This is a genomic window from Pseudomonas sp. NFACC42-2 (assembly GCF_900116055.1).
GTDB classification, from domain to species: domain Bacteria; phylum Pseudomonadota; class Gammaproteobacteria; order Pseudomonadales; family Pseudomonadaceae; genus Aquipseudomonas; species Aquipseudomonas marginalis.
In genome coordinates this window covers 1-25,102 of sequence record NZ_FOZO01000011.1, presented here as the reverse complement: position 1 = coordinate 25,102, position 25,102 = coordinate 1, and the positions used below count along the sequence as shown (strand labels likewise).

The window sequence follows — 25,102 nt, the reverse complement described above, 5'->3', positions numbered from 1 at the left end:
GGACGTGTTCCGCTCTGGTTTGTTTTAGGTGTGGGCAGTGGTTTGAACAGGCGTTGCAGCGAGCAGCGTGCGCCCGATGAAATCCTTGGGCCCCTTGACCCCCGGCAAGGTGAAGAAGTACCCGCCGCCGACCGGCTTGAGGTATTCCTCCAGGGGCTCGCCGTTGAGCCGGGTTTGCACGCTGATAAAGCCTTTCTCCAGATCAGCCTGGTAGCAGATGAACAACAGCCCCATGTCCAGCTGACCGTTTTTATTGACGCCGTTGGAGTAGTTGAACGGCCGACGCAGGATCAGGTTGGCCTGGGTCTGAGGGGTGCGCGGGTTGGCCAGGCGGATATGGGCATCGAGCTTGGTCAGCTTGCCTTCCGGGTCCTTGCTGTAGTCGGGCACCTGGGATTCTTTCTGGCCATCCATGGGGGCGCCGCTGGTCTTCACGCGGCCGATGATGCTTTCCTGCTCCTGCAGCGGCGTGCGGTCCCAGCGCTCAACGAAGTTGCGGATGATGCGCACCGCCTGGTAGCTGCCATGGGCCGCCCAACTGGGTTCGTCGCTGCCGGGTTGGACCCACACAATCTGGTCCATGGCCTTGTTGTCGTTGGAGTTCGGGTTGGCCGAGCCGTCGCGGAAACCCAGGAAGTTGCGCGCGCTTTGTGCCGGTTCGCCGGGCTTGGCCGGTGCCTGGGGCGGCACGCTGCCTTCCTGCTTCCAGCGCACCAGCAGCAGGTCGGGCAGGTTCTTCACGATGTCGCGCAGGGCGTGGATATTGGTGTCCGGGGTGTTGGAGCTGAATTGCAGGCTCAGGTCGCCGTGGCACTGCGCCGGTTCCAGCGCATCGTTAGGGAAGCCCACCATGCGGATCAGGCGCTTGGGTTTGACGGCGGCCAGGCCGAAGCGCTCATCGAACAACGATGCGCCGACCGACACGGTGATGGTCAGGTTATCCGGCGTGACCACCGGGCCGAGGATGCCGGAATCGGTGGGCGGCAGCTTCGGGTCGACCTGGGGCACGGTGCCGCCGGTCATCAGGAAACCGATGCGCTCGTTCAAGGTGCGGAACAGGCGCTCCAGGTCTTCGCGGTCGCTGGCCAGGACGTCGAACGCCACGACCATGCCGCAGGCCGGGCGTGGGGTGACGATGCCGCTCTGGTGCTGGCCGAAAAAATCGTGGTGGTCCTGGGTCTTGTCACTGCGCGGTGCGGTGGTGACTTGCTCTGCGGCGGCCGCCATGGCCGGGCAGGTCAGGGTGCTGCCGGCGATGGCGGCACCGGTGGCGGCCATGCCCAGGAGGACACGGCGACGTTGGGCTGAAAACTGTTCTGAATCACTCATGTGTGCGGTCGTCTTCACTGCAGGCCGGAAAGGCCAAGGGCGGGGTCGATTCCATCGAGTGCGGCGGCCAGAGCCTTGGCCTTGTCGGCGATCTGCTTGCGCTGATCGGCGGTAACGCTGTCGTATGTGGCGTAGCCTTTGTCGAGCTTGAAACCCTGGAGCTCGGCATCGAAGGCGGCGAGGGCGCTGTCGACTGTCGGCAGCAGGTCGGCGGCGGACTTGGTCAGCAGCGGACGCATCAGATCGATCACCTTGTGCGCGGCCTCCAGGTTGGCGGCGAAACCATTCAGGTCGACATGGCTGTAGCGTTCTTCTTCACCGCTGATGGCGCGTACATCCGCCAGGCTGTTGAGGTTGCGCACCACGATGCTCACCAGTTGTTCCGGTGGCAGCGACTGCGCCAGCAACTGCTGTTTGAGGCCGGTGACATCGGTGACCAGGCGCTGCGCAATCGGCCCCAGGCCATCAAGGCTGCGTTGCTGGAACAGGCTGTATTCGAGGCGATGGAAGCCGCTGAAGGCCGGGTCTTGCTCACGTTTTTCAAAATAATCGGCCCGGGCGTTGATGGCGTTGTCCAGCTCGGCCAGGCGCTGCGAGGCCGGGGCCAGGCGTTGGTAAGCCTCACGGGCCGGCACGTACAGCGTCTGCGCCTGGGCCAGGTCACCGGCGTCGATCGCCTGTTGCAGGGCGGTCACGGCCTTGACCAGGGCACTGCCCTGGCTGCTCAGGTACACGCGAAACTCCGACAGCGGACCGATAAACGCCACCATCGACGGCTTGGCCTTGGCCTGGGCGTCGGACTCAGCCGTCGGCGTCACATGCAGGGTGCCGCGCGGGTTGCTCAGCAGGCCGCAGGTAATTGCATAGTCGCCTGGCAACAGGTTCGCGTTGATCACCTGGCTCAGGCCCGGGGCGATGTTTTCGCGCTCTTCGACCACCAGCACGCCGTCGAGTATTTCCCACTCCACCGCCCGGTCAGAGCGGTTGATGATGCGAAAGCTCGCCCGGCCGGCCGGCACCGTCAGTGCATTGGGCTCGCAGGCATGGCCATGGATGGTCACGGCGATTTCATCGTGGTTGGTCTGGCGCTTGCTGGCCGCCAGTTGGGAGGCGTAATAGAACAGGCCACCGGCGGCGATCATCACGACCACCGAGCCGGCTACCGCCCAGCGCAGGGCGCGGGGGGGCGAAGCGGGTTGAGGCGTTGGGTTGGACAAGAGACGGTCCTTACTGGCTGGAAACGGAAGAAGGGCGGGCGGCGGGCTTGGCCGGTGCCGCGGGCAGGAAAAACATCACCAGCGCCACCACCAGATAAACCAGATAGGCGCCCAAGGTGCTGACGGTCGGCGCTTCCTGGTAGCCGAACATGCCGGCCAGCACTGAGCCCAGGGGGCTATCCATCGGCAATGCGGCGCTGAAATCGAACAGCACGGTCTGCCAGTGGTTCCACACGCCCGCCTCGTGCAGGGCTTGCACCGAGTTGGCGAGGATGCCGGCGGCGACCACGAGGATGAACAGGCCGGTCCAGCGGAAAAACGCACCGAGGTTCAGGCGCATGCTGCCGGTGTAGATCAGGAAGCCGACGATGATCGCCAGGACCAGGCCGAGCAGCGCGCCAATCGGTGCGCCTGGGCCCTCGCTCTGTTGGAACACCGCCAGCAGGAAGAACACGGTTTCCAGGCCTTCACGAGCGACGGCGAAGAACACCATGAGGATCAACGCCGTGACCTGGTGTTTGGAGCCGGTCAACGCCTGATCAAGGGAGGCGTGCAGCGAATGCTTGATGGAGCGCGCGACCTTGCGCATCCAGAACACCATGGAGCTGAGGATGCCCACGGCGACCAGGCCGACGATGCCTTCGAACAATTCCTGCTGTTTCTGCGGAAACTCGGCACTGACCAGTTCCAGGCCGCCGCCGACCAGCAAGGCCAGGGCAGCGGCGAGGAACACGCCGATCCACACGGCGGGCATCCACTGGCCGCGGCCGGTTTGTTGCAGGTAACTGGCGATGATGCCGACGATCAGCGCGGCCTCAATGCCTTCGCGCAGCATGATTAAAAAGGGAACAAGCATCGGGCACCGCAGCTTAAGTAGGTAGGAAGCTAAGTTGTAACATAATGATACTCATTGCTAAACAGGAAAACTTGACGTTTGCTGAACAATGGCTGAACGGTGGTGGCGAATCGCAACCCCCCTTATGATGCACGGCATCTCGAGTGCCGCCGGATTGCCCAATCTCCCATGTCGGAAAAAGACACCATCTCCATCCATCTCGTGCGCGAAGCCTTGTTGCAGAGCTGCGCACCGGGGCCGGCCACCGTCGAAGCCTTGAGCAAGGTCGGGATCGATCCGGCATTGCTGGAACAACCCGTGGCCCGCGTTCCGGCCACCGCCTACGCCCGTTTGTGGCGTCTGCTGGCCAGGCGCATGGACGATGAGTTCTTCGGCATGGACCCGCGCAAGCTCAAGTCCGGTAGCCTGGAGTTCCTCTGTCGCGCCGCCATTGCACAACCCAGCGTGGCAGCGGGCCTGCACACCGGCCTGGGGTTCCTCTCGCTGATGCTGGAACACCTGCCGGCCCAGCTGGTGCGCCAACAGAGCCTGGCGGAAATCGTGTTGCAAGAACCCGAGCCGGCGCCCAAGCGCGCATTCACCTATTTCACCTATTGGATGATCGTGCACGGCGTCGCCTGCTGGCTGGCAGGCCGGCGCATCCCGATCCTGGCCATCGAACTGCGCTGCCCGCAGCCGGACTTTTGCGATGACTACCAGGTGATGTTTTCCGACAACCTGCGTTTTGATCGGCCACGCACCCGCATGATCTTCTCCGCCGACTGCCTCGACCTGCCGATCAAGCGCAGCCCGGAAGAACTCAAGCGCTTCCTCGCCCATGCGCCGGCCAACATCCTGGTCAAATACCGCAACCCCGACAGCCTGGCTACACGCATCAAGCACGACCTGCGGCAAATGCCTCCCGACACCTGGCCTGAGACCGAGGGCCTTGCGGCCACGCTGTGTATCTCCGCTTCCACGCTGCGCCGCCGCCTGGCGGAAGAAGGGCAGAGCTACCAGGGACTCAAGGACAGCGTGCGCAAGGAGTTGGCGATTGTGTGGCTGGCCGAACCGCAGATCAGCTTTGCCGAGATCGCGGCGCGGTTGGGGTTTGCCGATACCAGTTCGTTTTATAAGGCGTTTCGTAAATGGAGCGGGTCGAATCCTGGGCATTATCGTAGTTTGATTCTGGGGGAGCCTCGTTGAGCAGTGCATAGGACTGCTGACGGCCAGGACTTTTCCGATCCCATCCATTCGTTTTCCGGGGCAGGGTAGATGCTCTTCAATCGTGAAAGCGAGTTCTCTTAATGCTCAACGTCGCTGCTGCGCCTGAACCTTTTGTAGCGGGTATCCCGTCCACCGCCCCCGGCATTCAGCCAGATCGTTCCCTTGAGGTCATCCGTCCGGAGCCCTTATTGCGCCCTTCGACGCTGGTTCATCACATCCCCGGCCAATTGCAGGGCATCAGCGATTTTTCGCAAGCCCTGCTCGACACTGCGGTACTGGAGGCCAGAAATAAGGAGCGCTGGATCGCTGCCCTGGAGCACCACGTGCAGGGCAAGGCGGATCAGGACACTATCGACCTCGCCGAGATCCGCTTTTCAAGCGTCACGAGATCCACGCTGGCGACCGATGTACAGCGTGGGCGCAAGGCCCTGGCCGCTTTGGCAAATCGTCCAGGCATGCAGGCGGCCTGGAAAAAATATGGAATCGACAGCCAGACCGCCCATCTACGCATTTTCGATGGACGCTTGGAGGTATTGGACAGTGCAGGGCGCTGGATCGATTTGAGCGACCATGTATCCGCCCGGCCAGGCTTGAAGAAACGCTTCGACACGCTGTTGGACATGGCGCAAACCACCGGACATATCCTCCATTCCACGGGCGAAGTCGACGCATTGCAGATGCTGCGCGTGACGCTACCCAAAGCCGACGGGCAGGATGTCCCGCGCTCGGCCAAGGTCATTCGCAACCTGATTGGCTGGCAACGCCATCCGCTTCCCTCCAGCCCGCCGATGGGCAACTATACCGGGCCCTGGCTGGCGCTGGACTCGCCGCTGAGACTCAGCCAGCAAGACCGCCAAAGGCTGGTTGAGTCCTTTGAACGCTTCGTCGGCCCGCAGTGGCTGGATAAACAGCAGCCTCTTTCCGGTGATGTCGATGCGCACATTCTTGGGCGGTTACGCAGCCAGAAGAATCTCAATGTGTATCGCCAGCACCGCTTGCTGGAAGGGCTGAACGCTCCCCTCGATGGTTGGCGCAGACAGCAGCTCAATCAGTTGCAGGTCACCGCGCATCTGTTGCGTATTGATCCGCACCTGGGACAGCAGAGAAATCACGTGGCGGGGTATGACCTGTACTCGCTGCAAAATGCCGGGCTCAAGATGGCCGATGCCCGCGAAGACCTGCACATGCACCTGGTGCAGAACAAAGGCGTGAGTCCGGACGCCGTGGAGGTTGTCAGCCATCTATTCCTGGCGACTGTCGCGCCGGAATTTCTGGTGCGGGATATCCCCGACACCGTGCATATCGGTTCTCCCGCCTGGCTGGTGTTGAGGAAAACCGTTGCCCTGCTTGAAGCCCACGCGCCAGGATCGAGTCGGACCCTGACCTATGCTCAGGTGCTGGAACGCGCGGCTCTCCAGCCTCCGGCACCCCCACTGGTGCCGTTGTTCCAGGCAGCCGAGGCAGATCCGTTGCTGGATTGGGGCGTGCTCAATGGCGTGATCGCGGGCCGTACCGATGACCGTTACACCGTGGAAGATCTGCGCAAGAGCGCGGGCAAATACAAGGACTATATCGAGACTACTCAAAAGGCCACTGCGGTCCTGCAGAGCCCTCCCGTGACGCGCAGAGCCTTGGCCCAGGCGGACCTCAAGGCGGTGTTCCCAGGGCGGGACTTGGATAAGCCCGTGCAGAGAGATACCTATCCGATGCCTTTTTTCATGGCTGATCCCTCCCATGAATTGAGCTTGATCGACCTGCATATGATGGGGGCCTTGAAGAGCGGTGAGTATGCGCAAAAAGTGGCCAACGGCCCCTTTGGCGGGACTACGGCAGACATAGGTAGAGAGCTCGCCGACCTGCAGGCGGGTTTTAATCGGCTTCGGTTTACCAAAGACATGCTCGACCGTTCGGTAAAGTCGGGGGTCGACACGTTCACCTCAGCCATCACCACACGTCTCAAGGACCTGTTCAGCAAAATGCCCTATCAGGACCGACAGGTGCTGGAGCGAGAAGAACTGACGTTTTACCGGGTCGAGGGCGAGTCCATCACCGCCGAAGGAAAGGCCATCAGCGGTGCGGCGGAACAAACGGAGCGGGTAAAGGGGCGCTATGGTTTTATCGTCCAGGCAGGACAGGGTGACAATGCGAAATGTTTTGAGTTTTGGCCCTTGAGGGGCGAGTACTTCGAGCGTCCCGATTTCCTCAAGGCACTGGCCCGAGGCGAAGCGCAGGTGCCCCGTGTGTGGGTGACGAAACTGCAATCCCATGCGGACGGCCATGGGGCCGGGGAGTCCCAGGTGCAGATACGGGCCCTGCGCGAGACCCTGCCGGCCGGCAGCGGGCGCGGATCATTGGCAGACGGCGGATACTTTTCACAGAAAACCAGGGATTTTGCCGCCTATGTGCGGCGCCATGACCTGGTGCTCAATCGCCAGGAACTCCTGGACTCCGCCATGGGCACGACGCCGCGTGAGCGTTTCGAGGCGCGCACGCAGGAAGCGGTCAAGACCATTGAAGACCTGCTTATTCCGTTCAAGGGATGCTACGACGACATCGCCTCCGGGCGCGTGAAGACCGAGCTGGGCGCGCTCACCGGCTGTGCGCTCGACGCCGTGATGATCGGCTCCGTGGTCGCTGGCGAGGTTGTCGAAGGGGCGCAGGCTGTCAGTCGGGCAGAGACTGCCTTGGCCAAGATGTCGGCGGCCACCAGAGCGTTTGGTGCGCTGAGCAATAACCTGTTCAATCCTGTTGCGGGTTTGGAGCAGCCCTTACAGGCAGGCTACGAATGGTTGAGCAGCCGCCCTGTTTTTCGTCTTGGCAGGCCGCTGGGGGAGCTCCGTGCGACCTGGAAGACCGCGATGAAGGAGCAACTGGGCGCGCCGCCTTTTGCCATTGAACGTCCCCGGAAAATGCGCAGGCCTTCCGTCGACGGTGAGCAACCGCGTCCGCACGCCCCGGCTCAACTACCCACTCTGGAGACCGCCCCGACACCCCTCCTTGAGCAAAGCCGTCAAGCCATTGAGCGAGCACTGCCCATCGCCCGGGAGCGACTCAATGGCGCCTTGAGTGCGTTGTCCGATCCTGAGTTCGAGAAAGACCTCAAATTCGTGTGCAAAACCTTCTTCGGCGCGGATTCCGAGGACGTCGTGGCTGCCTTTACGCGCAAGCAGCGCACCATGAAAGTGGATTTGGACAAGCTGGATCTTTCCAACATCAACTTCCTCGAAAACGAAGGCACGGATTGGCAGGCCCAGCTCCTGCCGTCGTCCTATAGTCGCTACAAGGCGGGCAACCTCCGGGAAAAATACATTGAAGTGAATGTGGGCGGCGCCACGGACTATTACCGTTACATGGGGAACAGCGACGAAGCCCTGGCCAACACCCTGATCCACGAGCAGGCCCATGGTTTTCCCGGTGATGAGGATTATGTCTATTCCGGCGCGATCAAAGGCGGACGCGAGGACATTGCAGACCTGCTCAACCTGGGGAACACCACGGACCCCACACATTTTCGCCACTTGGGTGACGAGGTGCAGGAGGCGACCTTGAGCTTGTTCGCCAAGGCGCCCCAGGCGCATAACGCCGACTCGACCCTGTTCGGCATTGCGTTGCTGGACCAGGCTAAAAACAACCGGCCGTTGTACGAGGAAAATGTGAAAGCGATTCAACAGGCGCTGGACAAGGCCAAGGCCACAGGTGGTGTCATTACCGAACACTTGCCCGTCAGGATTATTCGCAAGCGTGCAGTCAGCAGCGCTCCCTTGCCGCGTTTTGTACTGGTACGCCATGATCAGACCGGCAAAATCGTCCAGGTGCTGGAGCGTCTCCCCCGGCCGGGCGGGCACGGGCCTCATGCTCCACGGTCTGTCAGCGATGTCGTTCAAGAGGTGTTCAAGTGGCACTGAAGCGCATGTTTGAATGAACCTGGGGAAGCAACGGCTTGGCTGAAATTTGCCGTTTAAAACCACTATAGTTCAACGACTCGACGGCCCCGTGGAAAACCTGGGACGATTCAAGCTTCTTGTTTTTTTAAATGGTCTTTTTGCCCACTTGACAGCAATGTTGTACTTACACCCAATAAACCAACAAAACAGGAGACTGCAACGATGATCAACGTCACCGAAAAACCATATGCATCCAGCAAACCGCCGAAAACAGTATAGGAGATGCCGATAATAACTGAGTTAACCAGGTTCGCAACAGAGAGACACGATGCTCGGATGTGTGACTCAATATTGTCATGAATATAGGTTTCGTATGAGGTTTCATATATGGCAGGGAGCGACATGATTAGAAGGAAGCTTGCGACCGAAGTGGTTGTACCGATATTCAATGAAAGAATGAAAAGAAGAAAGGTGGCAATAAGGGTGGTAGAGAAAGCAATTGTGCCGAGAGAAAAACGAGAACAAAAAAAGCCAGCAGCCATGAACATTAATGCCGATAGGGCTTCAACAGCAGCATAAATGCCAGCGATGATAGGTACCTCTAAACCCTGCATGGAAAAAAAGGGTTGGCCATAGATGAACAAGGGGGTCGTTGAAAGCTCGAATAAAGCATATCCAATAAACAAAGGTATAAGAAATGCGCCTTTTTTAGATCGAAAAAAATTAATCAGCGAGGTGAGATGTCCCTCCGTTTTTTCATTACTTTTGTGACTTTTTTTATTCAAATTCAGTGAGAACGCCGGGAGCTTCATTTCGGGAATGAATGTCACAACAACAGCTCCAATGAGCTTTGATGCCGCAAAACAAATATAAACACTGTTCCAAGACCATGTGTCTTGTAATACGCCACCAAGCAGCATGGATAAGCCTAATGAAATCGCACCAATAGCGCGGGCGCGTGAGAGTATTTTAGGATACTCTTCGGCGCGATGCTGAGCCAGTAAGTTGTCATACAGTAATGCCCTGTCCGAACCGGAGCCCATGGCAATGCTGGCGCCGAACAGACAAAATATTATGGCGAAAGGAATAAAGGAGGAAAATAGCAGAAATCCAATGCCGCTTATAAATAGCCCTAAAAAGCCGAGTATGAGAGAACATTTACGACCATATCGATCCGCGAGCAAACCGGATGGGATTTCTAACGCTACGGAAGAGAAGAATAAAAAAGATTGAAGAATGCCTATTTCTCCTTGTGTGATTCCAAGTTGCAGCAGGTAAAGGACAAACAGGCTTCTTTGGACATCCAGGTTCATAAAAATTGATAGGGAGTAATATAGGTTGTCGTGCTTGTTTTTGAGTGGGTTCAGGGTGCTCATTTTTATTTAAATATCTGTCTTTTTAAGCTGACGATATTTAAAGTTTAAGGTGCATGCATTTGTTTTAGAAGGCCTCATTTTCTGTGTTGTAGAAGAAGTGGCTGCCGCAATAAAAAGCATGTACTCCTGATTGCCAGGCGCAGCGCGGTATTAGGAAGTGACCTACGAAGGACTTCTTGTTTCGCTTACAGAAGTAACTTTCAACATTTTAGGACGCTCCAAACAAAAAAAGCCCCATGACCAAATAGACCACGGGGCTAAAAATTGGCTGGATGCGACCAACCAAAGGAGCTCTTTACGTTACTGGGCAGTCGCCACGACGGTGTCCGGCTTCCAGCCACCCCCTAGCGCCTTGTAGATCGCCACAATCCCGCGATACAGGTCCACTTCGGCCTGGGCCTGGGAGTCTTCGGCGGCCAGGCGCTCACGTTGCGCGTCGAGCAGGACGAGGAAGTCCACGGTGCCTTCGCGGTAGCGGATCGCGGCGAGGTCGGCGGCGGCGCGGCTGGATTCGCTTTGGCGGATCAGCGAGACCAGGCGTTGCTGGCGCTTGCCGTAATCGCTGAAGGCATTCTCGGACTCTTCCAGCGCCAGCAGCACTTGCTGCTCGTAGGTCGCCAGGGCGCCATCGGCTTCGGCGTCTGCACCCCGCAGGCGGGCGCGGACGCTGCCCAGGTCGAAGGCGGCCCAGGTGATGCTCGGGCCAAGGGCCCAGGCATTCGCGGCGGATGAGCCGATCTGCGAACCGCGCCCGGCGGTGAAGCCGAGGAACCCGCTGAGGCTGACCCGTGGGAACAGGTCGGCCTTGGCCACGCCGATACGCGCGGTGGCGGCGGCCAGTTTGCGTTCGGCGCTGAGGATGTCCGGGCGCCGTTGCAGCAGTTGCCCCGGGTCGCCGATCGGCAACGCCTTGGCAATCGCCGGCAGGTCTTTCGGGCTCAGGTCCACGGTCAGCTTGTCGGGACGCTGGCCGAGGAGGGTGGCGATGCGGTTGCGCTCACGCACCTGTTCGGCCTGCAGTTGCGGCACGCTGGCTTCCACTGCGGCGAGGCGTGCGTCGGCGCGCTCCACGTCGAGTTGGTCACCCACACCGGCATCCCGCAGGCTGACGGTGATGGTGCGCGAGTCCTGCTGGTTCTTCAGGTTGTCGAGAGCGATGCGTTCACGCAGTTGCGCGCCGCGCAGTTGACCGTAGGCGTCTACCAGTTCGGCAATCATGGTGACTTGCAGTTGGTACAGGTCGGCCTCGGCGGCTTGCTGGTCGGCGTCGGTGGCTTCCAGGTTGCGCTGGATGCGCCCGAACAGGTCCAGCTCCCAGGCCATGTCCAGGCCCAGGTCGTACCGCTCGGTCTTGACCCGGCTGGTGGTCTGGCCGGGGATCTGGCCCTTGCCCTGGTCGCTGCTGACGCGGCTGGTAATGGTCGGCATGGCGTCATTGCTGGCGTCATCGCGGATTGCACGGGCAGCACGCAGACGGGCAAACGCCACGCGCAGATCACGGTTACCTTGCAGCGATTGCGTGACCAACTGGTTGAGGGTCGGGTCGTCGAACTGCTGCCACCAGATGCCTTCGAACTTGGCGTGGTCATACTGCTTGGCGTCCGCGGCGGCGGTGATGTTCGCCGCCTCCGGGGTCTGGGTCTTGTAGTCCGGGCCCACGGCACAGGCGCTCAGCGCCAGGACCAGCAAGCTCGGCAGGAATACTTTCACACTCATTGCTGTGTCTCCAGCTTCAAGGCCTTGGCCGCTTTGCGCGCTTCGCTGCGCTCCACATAGCGACGGATCAGTACGTAGAACACTGGTGTCAGCAACAGACCGAAGAAGGTCACCCCGATCATCCCGGAGAACACCGCCACGCCCATGGCATGACGCATCTCGGCACCGGCGCCGCTGGACAACACCAGTGGCACCACACCCATGATGAAGGCGAACGAGGTCATCAGGATCGGCCGCAGACGCAGGCGGCAGGCTTCCAGTACCGCGGCGAGCGGGTCGAGGCCTTCCTGCTGTTTGTCCTTGGCGAACTCGACGATCAGAATCGCGTTCTTGCACGCCAGGCCCACCAGTACGATCAGGCCGATCTGGGTGAAGATGTTGTTGTCGCTGCCGGAGATGATTACCCCGGTAATGGCCGACAGCAGCGTCATCGGGACGATCAGGATCACCGCCAGCGGCAGGCTCCAGCTTTCGTATTGGGCGGCCAGGACCAGGAACGCCAGCAGTACGCAGAGCGGGAATACGAACAGCGCGGTGTTGCCCGAGAGGATTTGCTGATAGGTCAGGTCGGTCCACTCGTAAGTCATGCCGTTGGGCAGTTCATCCTTCAACAGTTTTTCAATCGCCGCCTGGGCCTGGCCGGAGCTGTAGCCCGGTGCTGCGTTGCCGTTGATTTCAGCGGTGATAAAGCCGTTGTAGTGCATCACGCGGTCCGGCCCCGAGGTGTCGCTGACCTTGATGAAGGTCGCCAGCGGGATCATTTCGCCCTTGTTGTTGCGTACTTTCAGCTGGCCGATCTGGTCGGCGTCCTGGCGGAACTGTTGCTCAGCCTGCACGTTGACCTGGTAGGTACGCCCGAAGCGGTTGAAGTCGTTAGCATACAACGAGCCCAGGTAGACCTGCAGGGTGTCGAAGATGTCGCTGATCGCCACGCCGTGGGTCTTGGCCTTTTCGCGGTCGATGGCGGCATCGACCTGGGGCACGTTGACCGTGTAGCTGGTGAACAGGCCGAACAACTCGGGCACGCCACGGCTCTTGGTGATGACGTTCTGCACTTCTTTGTACAGCTCGTCATAGCCGAGGTTGCCACGGTCTTCGATCTGCAGGCGGAACCCGCCGATGGTGCCCAGGCCCTGTACCGGCGGCGGTGGGAAGATCGCCATGTAGGCTTCTTCGATGTTGGCGTACTGGCCATTCAACGCCCCGGCAATCGCACCGGCGGACATGCTCGCGTCTTTACGCTCATCGAACGGTTTCAAGGTCACGAACACAATGCCGCTGTTCGGGCTGTTGGTGAATCCGTTGATCGACAGGCCGGGGAAGGCAATCGCAGCTTCCACACCAGGCTGCTTCAGGGCGATCTCCGACATGCGCTTCATCACGTTTTCGGTGCGGTCCAGGCTCGCAGCGTCGGGCAGTTGGGCGAAGGCCACCAGGTATTGCTTGTCCTGGGCCGGTACGAAACCGGTCGGGGTATGGGCAAACCCGAAGAAGGTCAGCACCATCAGGCCGGCGTACACGAACAGGGCAATGCCCGTGCCGCGAATTACCCGGCGTACGGTACCCACGTAGCCATGGCTGGACTTTTCGAAAAAGCGGTTGAAGGGACGGAACAGCCAGCCACCAAGGAGCTTGTCGAGGACCTTCGAGAAACGATCCTTCGGTGCGTCGTGACCGCGCAGCAACACGGCGGCCAGGGCAGGGGACAGGGTCAGCGAGTTGAACGCCGAGATCACCGTCGAGATCGCAATGGTCAAGGCGAACTGTTTGTAGAACTGCCCGGTCAAGCCACTGATAAACGCCGCTGGGATGAACACCGCACACAGCACCAGCGCCGTGGCGATGATCGGGCCGGTCACTTCGCTCATGGCTTTTTCAGTCGCCGGGAACGGCTCCAGTCCCAGCTCGATATTACGTTCGACGTTCTCCACCACCACGATGGCGTCGTCCACCACGATGCCGATGGCCAGTACCAATCCGAACAGCGACAGCGCGTTGAGCGAGAACCCGAACAGGTGCATCACCGCAAAGGTCCCGATCAACGAGACCGGCACCGCCACCAACGGAATGATCGAGGCGCGCCAGGTCTGCAGGAACAGGATCACCACCAGCACCACGAGGATCAGCGCTTCGAACAGGGTGTGCACCACCGCTTCGATGGAACCGCGCACAAAGATCGTCGGGTCATAGGCGATGCGGTAATCCATGCCGGCCGGGAAGCTCTTTTTCAGCTCGGCCATCTTGGCGCGCACATCGTTGGAGATGTCGATGGCATTGGAGCCGGGGCGTTGGAAAATCGGAATCGCGACGGCCGGCTGGTTATCGATCAGCGAGCGCAGCGCGTATTGGCTCGACCCCAACTCGACCCGGGCGATGTCCCTGAGGCGTGTGATTTCTCCGTTGGCGCCGGCGCGGATCACAATGTTCTCGAACTCTTCCTCGGTGACCAGGCGGCCCTGGGTGTTCACCGACAACTGGAAGCTGGTGTCCGACGGTGCAGGCTGGGCGCCCAGGGCACCGGCTGCCACCTGGCGGTTCTGCTCGCGGATCGCGGTGACCACATCGGTCGCGGTCAGGTTGCGCGAGGCGGTCTTGTTCGGATCCAGCCAGACACGCAGGGAGTAGTCGCCCATGCCGAACAACTGCACGTCGCCGACGCCGCCCAGGCGGGCCAGTTCATCCTTGATATTGAGGATCGCGTAGTTGGACAGGTACAGCATGTCGTAGCGCTGATCCGGGGAGGTCAAGTGCACCACCATGGTCAGGTCGGGGGAGGCCTTGTCCACGGTAATACCGATGCGCGTCACTTCCTCAGGCAGTTTTGGCTGAGTCCGCGTCACCCGGTTTTGCACCTGCACCTGCGCATTGTCCAGGTCGGTGCCCAGGGCGAAGGTGATGGTCAGGGTCAGCTTGCCGTCGGCCGTCGATTGCGAGGACATGTACAGCATGCCCTCGACGCCGGTGATGGCTTGCTCCAGCGGCGCGGCCACGGTTTCACCGATGACCTTGGGGTTGGCGCCCGGGAAGTTGGCACGTACCACCACAGTCGGCGGCACCACCTCCGGGTATTCGCTGATCGGCAATTGGAACAGCGAGATCGCACCGGCGATCAGGATCAGCAGCGACAGCACCGCTGCGAAGATCGGCCGTGAAATGAAGAACTTGGAAAAATTCATCTTGAGTCGTATCCCTTAACCGCGTGGAGACGCAACGGCTGCGAGCTTGGGCGCGGTTTTTTCCGGCGCCACTTGCTCCAGGTTGCTGGCTTCAAGCGCTTGTCGTTGTTGAGCCAAGGCGGCGAGGGTTTCCTTGCTGGCCATCGGAATGGTTTCCGGGGCGACCGGCGAGCCTGGGCGCGCGCGTTGCAGGCCCTTGACGATAATGGTGTCGTCCTTGTTCAGGCCGCTGCGCACGATGCGCAGGCCTTCGATCTTCGGCCCCAGTTCCACCGCGCGATACGCCGGCTTGTCGCCTTCCATCACCAGCACGAACTTCTTGCCCAGGTCGGTGCCGACGGCCTCGTCATTGATCAGCACGGCGGAGTAGGTGCCGCTGCCGACCAGCTTCAGGCGCGCATACAGGCCAGGGGTGTATTCGCCCTTGCTGTTATCGAACACGGCGCGGCCACGGATGGTGCCGGTGGCCGGGTTGACCTGGTTGTCGACGAAGTTCATCTGGCCCAGGTGCGGGTTGCCGGTTTCATTCGACAGGCCCAGGTACACCGGGGTGGTGGCGCCACGACGGCCTTGGCGAGCGAGTTCGGTGTACTTGAGGTACACACGTTCATCGGCGTCGAAGTAGGCGTAGACCTTGTCGGTGGAGACCACGCTGGTCAGCGCGGTGACGTCGGCGGTCACCAGGTTGCCGGCGGTGATTTCGGCACGGCTGACGCGGCCGCTGATCGGCGAGGTCACGCGGGTGAAGCTCAGGTTCAGCTTGGCCAGGTCCAACTGCGCCTGGATCCCGGCGACGGCGGCGCGGGCTTCCTGGGCGGCGGTGGTGCGCGAGTCGGCCAGTTCGGCGGAGATCGCATTGCTCTGGCGCAGGCGTTCGCCGCGCTGGGCTTCGTTGTCGCTGCGGGTGGCGGCGGCTTTGGTTTGAGCCAGTTGGGCTTCCAGGCGGCGCACTTCGGCCTGGAACGGACGCGGGTCGATCTGGAACAGCAGGTCACCTTTCTTGACCAAGGCGCCTTCGGTGAAAGCGACTTGGTCAATCTGGCCAGAAACCCGTGGACGAATCTGTACGGTTTCGGGGGCTTCCAGGCGACCGGTGAATTCATCCCACTCGTTGACCGGCTGCTCAAGCACCTTGGCCACGCTGACTTTTGCCGGTGGCATGGCGGCCGCTTGTTCCGGGGTCTTGCCGCACGCGCTCATCACCACCACGGCCAGGATCGCCAGGGGGAAGCGCAAATGTTTGAGTGACTGTTCCATGAGGTGCATCCGCCAATGTATTTGAGATGGGCGGATCATGCGCGGCGAGGCGGTATGTCACGAATCGAATGAAGCAAAGGTAACTATCATTCGGAATGATATAAGCGCGGGATTAGCCCTCTAGCATGGGGCTTTCGTTAGGGGGCTATCAATGGGCGTGATGACAACAGTGTGTTGCGCACCCTGCAATGAAGCCCCCGGCATCTACGTAACGCCTTCATCGGACAGCTGCGCAACAAGGCGCTCTATCAGCAGTTTCACGCGCCGGGGCTGGGCCCGCGTCGGTGGGTAGACAATATTCAGCGCGGTGCTGCCCAGGTCATAGTCTTCGAGCACTTCGACCAGGCGCCCCGCGTCGAGATCCGCGCGCACGTCCCATACCGACTTCAGGCAAAGGCCATGGCCGGCCAGGCACCACTGGCGCACCAGCGCGCCGTCGTTCGCGATCCTGCGGCAGGGAACCCTGATTCGATGGGTTCGGCCGTTTTTTTCGAAGCGCCACTCTCGGGCAATGTTGATGCCCAGGCGCATCACCAGGCATTCGTGGCGGGTCAGGTCCTCAGGTTCAAGTGGGGTGCCATTGAGGGCCAGGTAATGCGGGGACGCACAGACCACGCGGCGGTTTTCACCCAACGCTCTGGCGTGCAATGTGCTGTCGGCCAGCGCGCCGTAGCGAACCGCGAAGTCGATGCCTTGGCTCACGGGGTCGACGTAGCCGTCACTGAGATCCAGGTCAATGCTGACGCCGGGATGCTCGTCCATGAACTGCGCCAGGATCGGCTCGATGTACTGGCGGCCGAGGTCCTGCGGGGCACTGAGGCGAATGGGGCCGCACAGCGTGTGGGCCCCCTGGCGAATGCGGTTGTGCAACTCATCGGCCTGGGCCAGCAGGCGGCGGGCACCCTCGACCAGCACACGGCCTTCATCCGTCAGATGGATGGCGCGGGTCGTGCGCTTGAGCAGGCTGGCGCCGTAGAAGTGCTCCAGCTGGGCCAGCCGTTCGGAAACGGAGGCAGGCGACAAACCCAGCTCGCGGCCCGCCGCCGACAACCCACCTTTCTCGACAATCAGCAGAAACAACTCAAGGTTCTTCAAGGGCATTGTTCGGGGTTTCCGAAGAGGGTTTTTGAAAATGGCTCAATTATCAAGCTAAACCAAAAGAACTAAGGTTGCATCCGTGCCTATTCAACGGAGTCAACGCGATGTCATTGATCAACCCACAACGGCGTACATTCCTGGCCCAGGCCGGCACAGGTGCAGCCGTCCTGGCAGCGGGATCGATACTCAACCCGGCCAGCGCAGCCACCGGGCCCGAGGGACGAGCGGGTACGCCCGCGTCGGCGCGGATTCAGCGAGGAGGGCGGTTCTGGCCAGGAGACACGCGCCTGGTGGTGTCGGTCTCCATGCAGTTCGAAGCCGGCGGCCAACCGCTCAAGGGCACCGACAGCCCGTTCCCCAAGGTGGACTTTCCCGACAGCGTTCCTGCCGACCTGGCCACCGCGACCTGGTTCGCCTACGGCTACCGGGAAGGCATTCCGAGAATGCTCGACCTCTGGGAACGCCATGGTGTGAAGGTGACGTGCCACATGATTGGTGACGCGGTAAAACGTCACCCTGAGTTGGCCCGCAAGATTGTCGCGCGCGGTCACGAAGCGTCCGGCCATGGCCCGCACTGGAGCTCGCAATTTGCCATGAGCCGCGACCAGGAACGCAGCTTCCTGCGCCAGGCCGCGAGCATGTTGCAGGACGTCACCGGCCAGCCGGTCGTGGGCTACAACTGCAACTGGCTGCGTCGCGGGCCGAATACCCTGTCGTTACTGCAGGAGCTGGGCTACGTCTATCACATCGATGATGTCAGCCGCGACGAGCCTTTTATCGAACAGGTCAATGGCAAGGACTTTGTCGTGGTGCCCTACACCTTGCGCAACAACGACATCGTCCTGGTCGAAGGCCGCAACTATTCACCGTCGCAGTTTCTGGAACAGGTGAAGCAGGAATTCGACCAGCTCTACGAAGAGGCCGGCAGCCGGCGTCGCATGATGTCGATCAGCGCCCATGATCGCATCAGCGGTACACCGCAGATGGTGCGAGTGTGGGACCAGTTCCTGCGCTATGCCAACAGCCACCCCGGCGTGGCTTTCATGCGCAAGGACGCCATCGCCCGATACACCCTGGAAAATCCGCTCAGCCTAAGGGAAAGCGAGACGATCTGAACCGCCACGTGGCAGCCACTCAAGGACATGACTCAATGAAACGCACAACCCTTTTTTTGCGCTTTGGCACGACCGCCATCGCCTTGGCGCTTTCCGGGGCCGCCCTGGCAGCGAACACCGATCTGGTCAAGCCGGCTGTCCTGGTAGCCGACAAGAGCCTCACCCCGAGCCAGTTGGCGGTGATGGAAACCGTCGCACGTCGCTATGACACCTTCTGGCATACCGGTGAGGAGCGCCTGGCCCGTGAGGCGCTGGCTGCTGACTTTGTCGACGAGACACCCCCACAGGGCCGTCAACCAGGTCCGGAAGGCCCGTTGCTGGCGTCGCGCGCCTTTCGGGCCGCAGTACCTGACCTCGGCTGCGAGATCGAACAAATGATCATCGCTGGTGACCGCGCGGTGGTGCACCTGCATTTCCGCGGGCATTTCACCGGCACCTTTGGCCAACTCAAGGGCCGCGGCCAGGCCGTGGACTTTATTGCCACCGATATCTATCGGATCGAACACGGCAAGATTGCCGCCAACTGGCATATCGAGGACAACCTGACGCTCATGAGGCAGTTGGGCGCGCTTTAACCGTTTACCTGTTTGGCGTGGATGTAGGTGCCGAACACATGGTCCCACAGCGGTGAAGACACCCCGAAGTTCTTCTCGATGCCTTTGCGATGGTGCAGGTCGTGGTTGGCCACCAGCCCCGGAATAAAGGCATAGGCCCAATGCTGCGGGCGGTGCATCACGTAATGCAGCGAGATGTAGACGAAATAGCCCGTCACCGCGCCGATAAACGCCGAGGTGAGGCCGGTGGACCAGGCGAGCAACAACAGCACGGCGAAGGTCGAGCTGGTTTTCCAGCTGGACACGCCGATGTAGGCCAGCACGTCGATGTGGTGGGTCCAATGCTCGCGGCGATACAGCGAGTGGAACAGGAAACGGTGCGCCGAATATTCCACCAGGGTCCAGGCCAGCAGGCCCGACAGTGCCAGCCAAGGCTCAAAGGGCGCCAGATAGAGGGCAGCTACCACAAACAGCGGAACGGTGAAGAAATCGAGGTAATAAGCAAGCGATGACATCAGCCATTTATTGGAAGCAGCCATGCGCGGAATATCCCTGTAGGGCGAAATGGACGGGCGCGGGATTGTCCGGTGTCGGGCCGCCGTATACAACTGCCCGGCGCTGGCTACGTGGTGGATTTGTGAGCCAATCGCCCTAGCCGCGTCGAATAGCCGTTGATCTGCTGCGTTGCAACAACTCAATCCGGTCCGCCGGCACCAGCGTGCGCAGCGTCTTGTACAGCACCCGGGTTTCCAGCAGGTTCCACACCCGCAGCATGGTTTCCAGCGCGTCCAGGGGTTTGCTGATGAAGTCCCGGGCGCCCAGGGCCAGGGCGCGCAGGCGCGTGTCGCGGGTGGCGTCGGCAGTGAGCACCAGGATCGGCAGGTATTCGCCCTGGGGAATGCGCCGGTTGAGCTGTTCCAGTACGGCAAAGCCGTCGAACTCCGGCATGTGCAGGTCGAGAATCACCAGGTCCGGCTCGAAGCTGTTGAACAACTCCAGGGTGCGCAGCGGCTGGGTGCTGCTCAGCACGTTGGTCAGCCCTTCGCGCGCCAGCAGTTGCTCCACCAGGTCGAGGTTCGGACGTTGGTCGTCGATGATCAGGATTCGCAGGTCGAGGTTCACGCGGGCTCCGGAAAAGCTTGGTCGAGGTGGGCGAGAAACGCCGGCACGTTGATCGGTTTGTTCAATACCGCGGTGGCGCCGGCCTCCTGCAAGGCCTGGCGGGTAAGGTCGCTGGCGTCGGCGGTGATCATCAGCACCGGTGTGTCGCGGGTGATCGGTGACTGACGCAGGCGTTGCAGCACCTTCAAGCCATTGATGTCCGGCAGCGACACATCCAGCAGAATCAGCTGTGGCGCATGCTGCGCGGCGAGGTCCAGGCCCAGTTGGCCTTGCATGCTCGACAGCAGGCGTATGCCGGGCCGGCGTTGGAGCAGGGTTTCGATCAGCGCCAGGCTGGAGAGGTTGTCCTCGATGCACAACACCTTGCCCTCGAAGGTGCTGACGACGGGAGCAGGGCGCTTCAATTCGGTGTCGATGCCGGGCGTGGCAATACTCTGGGCGTGGGCCACGCGCACGAAGGGCAGTTCCAGGATAAAGCGCGAGCCGATGCCGGGCTGGCTCTGTACCGTGAGCCGGCCGTGCATATTTTCCAGCAGGCTTTTACTCAGTGCCAGGCCCAGGCCGCTGCCTTCCACATTCGGGTCGGCCCCCAGGCGTTCGAAAGGCTTGAACAGTTGCCCCATATGATCGGCTGCGATGCCGTTGCCGGTATCGCATACGGCCACGCTGATCCGTTGGTCGTGGATATCGACCTCAAGGCTCACCTGGCCATCGCGCCGGTTGTATTTGATCGCATTGGACAGCAGGTTCAGCAGCACCTGGGTCAGGCGCTGGCGGTCGGCAACGATACCCGTATCCGCCGCCAGTGCCGGCAGCGGCCGCAACTGCACGCCCGCGTCGGCGGCCATGGGCGACACCAGCGTCAGCGCCTCTTGCAAGGCGCCCGCCAGCGGGATCGGTACGATATTCAACGCCAGGCTTCCGGCCTCGATCTTGGCGATATCCAACACCTCGTTGATCAGCGTGAGCAGGTGCTGGCCTGCGCGCAGAATGTGACCGACATCGGCCTTTTGCGCCTTGGGCGCGTCCATGTCCAACAACTGCGCAAAGCCCAGGATCGAGTTGAGCGGGGTGCGCAGTTCGTGACTCATGCGCGACAGGAACTCGCTTTTGGCCCGGCTGGCGCGTTCGGCTTCCTCGCGGGCGGTGCGCAGGGCGATCTCCGCCGCGCGGCGGTCGGTGATGTCGCGGGTGATCTTGGAAAAACCGCGCAAGGCGCCGGTGCCGTCATATTGCGCAGTGATCACCACGCTGGCCCAGAACCGCGTGCCGTCCTTGCGGCAGCGCCAGCCCTCTTCGGTGTAATCGCCGTTGCGGGTGGCCTCGCGCAACGCCATGTCCGGGTGCTGCGGGCATTCCTGGGGCAGGTAGAACAGCGAGAAATGCTGGCCGATGATCTCCTGTTCGGTATAGCCCTTGATCCGCTCGGCGCCGTTGTTCCAACTGGTGACATGGCCCGCCGTGTCGAGGGCGAAGATCCCGTAGTCCTTGACCCCATCGATGATCAGCCGCAAGCGTTCCTCGTTGTCGCGCAAGGCGCGTTCGCGTTCGGCCAGCAACAGTCCGGCCTCCACCAGGCTGGTGCCCAACTGGCCGATTTCGTCTTTTTCCGGCGGCTGTGGCAGCAGCGGCGAGCCCAGGGCCAGGCGCTGGGCATTGCGCTGCACATTCTGCACCCGGGCGACGATGCCCTTGGACAGAAACAGCACCGCGACAATCGCCCCGAACAAACCGCAGATCGCCGCCAGCCAGGTCGACAGCAACAAGCGTTGGCGGGTTTCGGAGGCGGCGGCGCTGCGCTCGGCCAGCAACGACGCCTCAAGGGTAAGCATGGTGCTGATGTGTTGGCGCAGGGCGTCGAGGATGTGCTTGTTGCTGATCAGGATGGCACTGATGGACTCCGGTGTGGCGTCGCTGTCCTTGAGCATTTCCTCCAGCCCGTCGACCTTGCCGTCGATCAACGGCTTGATCGCGCTGAGCTGCTCGCGCACCCGTGGATCGCGCACGTTGCGGTCCAGTCTGCGCAGGGCTGACTCGATCTGGGGCCTGGCGTTCAGGTAGCTGGGCAGGAAGTCTTCGCGGCGGGTGAGCAGGTAACCGCGCACACTGGCGGCGGCTTCCGCGAGCAGGGTATGCACGGCCTGGATATCGCTTTGCACGCGCAAAACCCGGCGCACATCCTCTTCGGCGCGGGCGGTCTGGCGTTCCGTGGTGTAGATCAGCACCAGGGACAGCAACAGCACCACCAGTGGCAGTGAAATCACCACCAGCGCCTTGCCGCGCAGCGGCAGGTCGGCCCAACGCTTTCTCATTTGGGCTGCCTCATGTGGGTGTCACCAGGCCCAAGGCGATGCCCCGCACGGCGGCCTGGGTACGGTCGGCCGCGCCGAGCTTGCCGATCACCCGCTCGACATGGGCCTTGGCCGTGCCGGTGGTAATGCCCAGGTGTTCGCCGATGGCGCGGTTGCTCATGCCGTTGGCGACCAAGCCGAGGACCTGGCGTTCCCGTGGGGTGAGCGGTTCGCCGGGGGCGGCACCGCTGGCCTGGCGTTCGGTCATGCGCCGCAACAGCCGGGCGCTGACCGCCGTGTTGAGCGCCTCGCCACCGGCGGCCACGTGTTGCAGTGCCTGGATCACCTCGGCACGGCTGGCGTCTTTAAGCAGGTAGCCCACCGCACCGGCATTCATGGCCGCCTCCAGGTACTCGGGGCTGTCGTCCATGGTGAACATCACCACCTTCACCGCCGGCAGGCGTTGTTGCAGCAAGCGTGCGGCGCCCAGGCCATTGAGCCCGGGCATGCGAATGTCGAGGATGACAATATCCGGCAGCAGTTGCTCACACAGCTCCACCGCTTGCAGGCCATCGCCGGCCTGGCCGACCACCTCGAACTGCGGGTGGCCGGCCAGCAGGGAGACGAAACCGGTGCGCGTGACTTCATGGTCGTCCGCCAGCACCAGGCGCAGGACGTGGGTCATTGCGGGACTCCAATCAAGTGCGCAGGCACGCGGGCGTGCAGCCGGGTACCGCCATCGACGGTGCTGACGCAGGTGAAGCTGCCGCCCAACAGGCTGGCGCGCTCCTGCATGGTGGCGAGGCCCAGATGCTGGGAGTCATCCGCTGATGGCTCTGCCTTGAAGCCTCGGCCATTGTCGTCCAGCCGCAGGGACGCCTGGCCGTCGTGCAGCGCCAGGGCCAGTTGCACTTGGCTTGCGCGCGCATGCTTGAGCACATTGTTGATGGCTTCCTGGCCGATCCGGAACAAGGCGATTTCCACCTGGCTGGGTAAGCGCGTCTCACAGTGCGCCTGCCACACCACGTTGATGCCGGCGTCACGCAGGCGGTCGGCCTCCTTATCGAGGGCTTTGAACAAGCCGAAATCATCCAGCACCGTGGGACGCAGGCCCGCAATCAGTTGCCGGCCCTCGCCAACCGAGTGTTGGGCCAGGGTGAGAATCGCCTCCAGGTCGGCGGCCAATGCCTCCGGCAGCGGCGGGCAGCGCCCGGCAAAACCTTGCAGCCGCTGGTGCAGGCCCGCCAGGGTTTGCGCCAGGCCATCGTGGAGGTCGTAGGCGACGCGTTTGCGTTCGTCTTCCTGGGCGCGGAGCAAGCGGTTGACCAGGTCGGACAGGGTTTTGTCGCGCAGCTTGAGGGTGCTCAGCAGCCGGTCGTTTTCCAGGTGGGCGGCCAGTAATGTGGCGAGCAGTTGCAGGGATTCGCTGTCTTCGTGCTCCGGCGCCCGCAGGCTGACGCTATTGCCCAGCACCAGTACACCAAAGGCATCGCCGTCACCGGCGCGCAACGGCACTTGCAAGACGCTGGGCACGTCCTCGGATGGCCGCTCCTGCCAACACGCTGTGCGCAGGCTGCGGTCGGCGAGGGCGGCCAGGCTGCCCACGCGCGACGGGTTGCCATGGCGGGCGCTGGTATAGGCGATGCCCTCGGCGTCCCACTCCTGCAGCAGCCCGTGGTCCATGGCCAGAAACGCGCAGGCCCGCGCGAGCACGCGTTCGCGCATGGCGTCGGGGGCCAGTTGGCGCAGTTCCTGGCCGGTATCCACCAACAGGCGCAGGCGCGCCGTACGACTTTGCGATTGGCGAAAGTGCGCGCGCATGGCCAGGGCGCTGCCGGGATCATGGGGCGTGTCATGCATGGGTGATGCTCCATTTTGCTGCGGGCGCGAGGGCAGCTATTAAACAGGGTCGGACACCTTGGGCGCTATCTGCCAAATGGCATAGGTAAATACCTCCGGTTGGCCGATGGCGGCTGGCGGGCAGGTTGGCAAAGTGGCCGCAACGACGACCACTGGAGTATCGCCATGAAATTCAAGATTGCCCCGATCGCCCTGATGTTTGCCCTGAGCGTACCGTTTGTTCATGCCGCCGAGACGGCCCCGTATGTCTACCGTGAAGTCGCCCAGGCCCCGGCCAATGTCAAAGACCGCGAGATTGCCGGTTTATTCGACCGCTGGAACACCGCCCTGCAGACCGGCAACGTGAAATCCGTGGTTGACCTCTACGCGCCGGGTGCTGTGTTGCAGCCGACCGTGTCCAACCAGGTGCGCACGACGCCGGAGCAGATCACCGATTATTTCGACCACTTCCTGGCGCTCAAGCCGGTGGGCCAGATCAACTACCGCGAGATCCGCCAGCTGGGCAGCAACGTGGCCATGGACAGTGGCGTCTACACCTTCACCCTGACCGAGTCGGATGGCAAGGTGCGTCAGGTGCAGGCGCGCTACACCTTCGTCTATGAGCAGGTGGGTGGCCAGTGGAAAATTCTTAACCATCATTCTTCGGCGATGCCTGAAGTACAGGCCAAGCACGCCAAGCAGTAATGGTTGGAGGGAAAATGCCCATCCCTTGGCGGGGGTGGGCATTTTTTTGTTGGGGCTGGGAGATTGTTCCTGTGACGGCTCGGGAGCCGACGCCTATCCAACTGATGCCCTGCGACCTAAATGTGCTAGGGGGCCTCCGATGGTCATAGGTATCTACACAACTTTCAGAGGTCTGTGGCTTGCTTCCGTGGCGGCCTTCGGGCCGACCATGTCGTTGGCTTTGACCGAGTACATATCCGTTGCTGCGGTAACGGCCACTTAGGGTTCCGCTCTTACAGCGGGTCACTTTTGGAAGAGCGCCAAAAGTAACCAAAAACGCTTCGCCCCAACACTCGGCACCTCGCCTAGGCTCGGTGTGCCC

18 protein-coding genes are annotated in these 25,102 nt (G+C 61.6%); 5 read left to right on the top strand and 13 right to left on the bottom strand.

The genetic code is table 11. The features are described 5' to 3' along the window. Positions 1-24: 24 nt before the first annotated feature. Genes efeB through efeU form a run of 3 tightly spaced genes read right to left on the bottom strand, consistent with a single transcriptional unit; the run spans position 25 to position 3,402 of the window. Positions 25-1,329, bottom strand: coding sequence for an iron uptake transporter deferrochelatase/peroxidase subunit (efeB, locus tag BM416_RS19440; RefSeq protein WP_092489234.1), 1,305 nt, complete (start codon positions 1,327-1,329; stop codon positions 25-27). 14 nt (positions 1,330-1,343) lie between these two features. Further along, positions 1,344-2,546 carry an iron uptake system protein EfeO gene (gene efeO / locus BM416_RS19435; RefSeq protein WP_092489106.1) on the bottom strand — a complete coding sequence of 401 codons (1,203 nt, stop codon included), beginning with the start codon at positions 2,544-2,546 and terminating at the stop codon, positions 1,344-1,346. Positions 2,547-2,556: 10 nt separating this feature from the next. Continuing rightward, on the bottom strand, positions 2,557-3,402 hold the full coding sequence (gene efeU, locus BM416_RS19430; protein WP_092489105.1) for an iron uptake transporter permease EfeU: 846 nt from the start codon (positions 3,400-3,402) through the stop codon (positions 2,557-2,559). A 168-nt stretch (positions 3,403-3,570) separates the two neighbouring features. Here efeU and BM416_RS19425 point away from each other — a divergent pair, with 168 nt between their 5' ends. After that, on the top strand, positions 3,571-4,587 hold the full coding sequence (locus BM416_RS19425) for an AraC family transcriptional regulator (protein WP_092489104.1): 1,017 nt from the start codon (positions 3,571-3,573) through the stop codon (positions 4,585-4,587). 101 nt (positions 4,588-4,688) lie between these two features. Next, a complete protein-coding gene (locus tag BM416_RS19420; RefSeq protein WP_139237763.1) occupies positions 4,689-8,513 on the top strand; it encodes a hypothetical protein in 3,825 nt (1,274 codons plus the stop codon). A 107-nt stretch (positions 8,514-8,620) separates the two neighbouring features. On the opposite strand, the gene BM416_RS19415 is transcribed toward BM416_RS19420, so the two are convergent. The 5 genes from BM416_RS19415 to BM416_RS19395 all read right to left on the bottom strand — a co-directional run bounded on the left by BM416_RS19415 (position 8,621) and on the right by BM416_RS19395 (position 17,118). Then, the gene (locus BM416_RS19415) at positions 8,621-9,868 is read right to left on the bottom strand and encodes an MFS transporter (RefSeq protein ID WP_256577551.1); all 1,248 of its coding nucleotides are present in this window, start codon (positions 9,866-9,868) and stop codon (positions 8,621-8,623) included. 300 nt (positions 9,869-10,168) lie between these two features. Beyond that, on the bottom strand, positions 10,169-11,584 hold the full coding sequence (locus BM416_RS19410; RefSeq protein ID WP_092489102.1) for an efflux transporter outer membrane subunit: 1,416 nt from the start codon (positions 11,582-11,584) through the stop codon (positions 10,169-10,171). Further along, positions 11,581-14,760, bottom strand: a complete 3,180-nt coding sequence (locus tag BM416_RS19405; protein WP_092489101.1) for an efflux RND transporter permease subunit — start codon at positions 14,758-14,760, stop codon at positions 11,581-11,583. The genes BM416_RS19410 and BM416_RS19405 overlap by 4 nt, the downstream gene beginning before the upstream one ends. Positions 14,761-14,775: 15 nt before the next feature. Beyond that, the gene (mexE, locus tag BM416_RS19400) at positions 14,776-16,017 is read right to left on the bottom strand and encodes a multidrug efflux RND transporter periplasmic adaptor subunit MexE (protein ID WP_065927800.1); all 1,242 of its coding nucleotides are present in this window, start codon (positions 16,015-16,017) and stop codon (positions 14,776-14,778) included. Between the two features lie 204 nt (positions 16,018-16,221). Beyond that, complete coding sequence (locus BM416_RS19395) at positions 16,222-17,118, bottom strand: LysR family transcriptional regulator (protein ID WP_092489100.1); 897 nt, start codon at positions 17,116-17,118, stop codon at positions 16,222-16,224. 101 nt (positions 17,119-17,219) lie between these two features. Here BM416_RS19395 and BM416_RS19390 point away from each other — a divergent pair, with 101 nt between their 5' ends. Then, a complete protein-coding gene (locus tag BM416_RS19390; protein ID WP_092489099.1) occupies positions 17,220-18,230 on the top strand; it encodes a polysaccharide deacetylase family protein in 1,011 nt (336 codons plus the stop codon). A gap of 35 nt (positions 18,231-18,265) precedes the next feature. Next, positions 18,266-18,805, top strand: a complete 540-nt coding sequence (locus BM416_RS19385; protein ID WP_092489098.1) for an ester cyclase — start codon at positions 18,266-18,268, stop codon at positions 18,803-18,805. Here BM416_RS19385 and BM416_RS19380 read toward each other — a convergent pair. From BM416_RS19380 to BM416_RS19360, 5 genes are all read right to left on the bottom strand, one after another. Then, positions 18,802-19,323, bottom strand: coding sequence for a sterol desaturase family protein (locus BM416_RS19380; protein WP_092489097.1), 522 nt, complete (start codon positions 19,321-19,323; stop codon positions 18,802-18,804). The two genes, BM416_RS19385 and BM416_RS19380, sit on opposite strands and share 4 nt — an antisense overlap. A 112-nt stretch (positions 19,324-19,435) precedes the next feature. Beyond that, complete coding sequence (locus BM416_RS19375; RefSeq protein WP_092489096.1) at positions 19,436-19,906, bottom strand: response regulator; 471 nt, start codon at positions 19,904-19,906, stop codon at positions 19,436-19,438. Beyond that, a complete protein-coding gene (locus tag BM416_RS19370; protein WP_092489095.1) occupies positions 19,903-22,218 on the bottom strand; it encodes an ATP-binding protein in 2,316 nt (771 codons plus the stop codon). The genes BM416_RS19375 and BM416_RS19370 overlap by 4 nt, the downstream gene beginning before the upstream one ends. Before the next feature lie 10 nt (positions 22,219-22,228). Then, the gene (locus tag BM416_RS19365; protein ID WP_092489094.1) at positions 22,229-22,882 is read right to left on the bottom strand and encodes a response regulator; all 654 of its coding nucleotides are present in this window, start codon (positions 22,880-22,882) and stop codon (positions 22,229-22,231) included. After that, on the bottom strand, positions 22,879-24,057 hold the full coding sequence (locus BM416_RS19360) for a sensor histidine kinase (RefSeq protein WP_092489093.1): 1,179 nt from the start codon (positions 24,055-24,057) through the stop codon (positions 22,879-22,881). The genes BM416_RS19365 and BM416_RS19360 overlap by 4 nt, the downstream gene beginning before the upstream one ends. Before the next feature lie 165 nt (positions 24,058-24,222). Between BM416_RS19360 and BM416_RS19355 the strand changes: the two genes are divergently transcribed. After that, positions 24,223-24,741 (top strand): SgcJ/EcaC family oxidoreductase, encoded by a 519-nt coding sequence (locus BM416_RS19355; RefSeq protein WP_092489092.1) that lies wholly within the window; start codon positions 24,223-24,225, stop codon positions 24,739-24,741. The last annotated feature ends 361 nt before the right edge of the window (positions 24,742-25,102 follow it).

Coding starts and splice junctions, on each gene's coding strand:
- efeB (WP_092489234.1), bottom strand. CDS start 1,329: ATGAGTGATTCAGAACAGTTTTCAGCCCAACGTCGCCGTGTCCTCCTG.
- efeU (WP_092489105.1), bottom strand. CDS start 3,402: ATGCTTGTTCCCTTTTTAATCATGCTGCGCGAAGGCATTGAGGCCGCG.
- BM416_RS19425 (WP_092489104.1), top strand. CDS start 3,571: ATGTCGGAAAAAGACACCATCTCCATCCATCTCGTGCGCGAAGCCTTG.
- BM416_RS19420 (WP_139237763.1), top strand. CDS start 4,689: ATGCTCAACGTCGCTGCTGCGCCTGAACCTTTTGTAGCGGGTATCCCG.
- BM416_RS19415 (WP_256577551.1), bottom strand. CDS start 9,868: ATGAGCACCCTGAACCCACTCAAAAACAAGCACGACAACCTATATTAC.
- BM416_RS19410 (WP_092489102.1), bottom strand. CDS start 11,584: ATGAGTGTGAAAGTATTCCTGCCGAGCTTGCTGGTCCTGGCGCTGAGC.
- BM416_RS19405 (WP_092489101.1), bottom strand. CDS start 14,760: ATGAATTTTTCCAAGTTCTTCATTTCACGGCCGATCTTCGCAGCGGTG.
- mexE (WP_065927800.1), bottom strand. CDS start 16,017: ATGGAACAGTCACTCAAACATTTGCGCTTCCCCCTGGCGATCCTGGCC.
- BM416_RS19395 (WP_092489100.1), bottom strand. CDS start 17,118: ATGCCCTTGAAGAACCTTGAGTTGTTTCTGCTGATTGTCGAGAAAGGT.
- BM416_RS19390 (WP_092489099.1), top strand. CDS start 17,220: ATGTCATTGATCAACCCACAACGGCGTACATTCCTGGCCCAGGCCGGC.
- BM416_RS19385 (WP_092489098.1), top strand. CDS start 18,266: ATGAAACGCACAACCCTTTTTTTGCGCTTTGGCACGACCGCCATCGCC.
- BM416_RS19380 (WP_092489097.1), bottom strand. CDS start 19,323: ATGGCTGCTTCCAATAAATGGCTGATGTCATCGCTTGCTTATTACCTC.
- BM416_RS19370 (WP_092489095.1), bottom strand. CDS start 22,218: ATGAGAAAGCGTTGGGCCGACCTGCCGCTGCGCGGCAAGGCGCTGGTG.
- BM416_RS19365 (WP_092489094.1), bottom strand. CDS start 22,882: ATGACCCACGTCCTGCGCCTGGTGCTGGCGGACGACCATGAAGTCACG.
- BM416_RS19360 (WP_092489093.1), bottom strand. CDS start 24,057: ATGCATGACACGCCCCATGATCCCGGCAGCGCCCTGGCCATGCGCGCG.
- BM416_RS19355 (WP_092489092.1), top strand. CDS start 24,223: ATGAAATTCAAGATTGCCCCGATCGCCCTGATGTTTGCCCTGAGCGTA.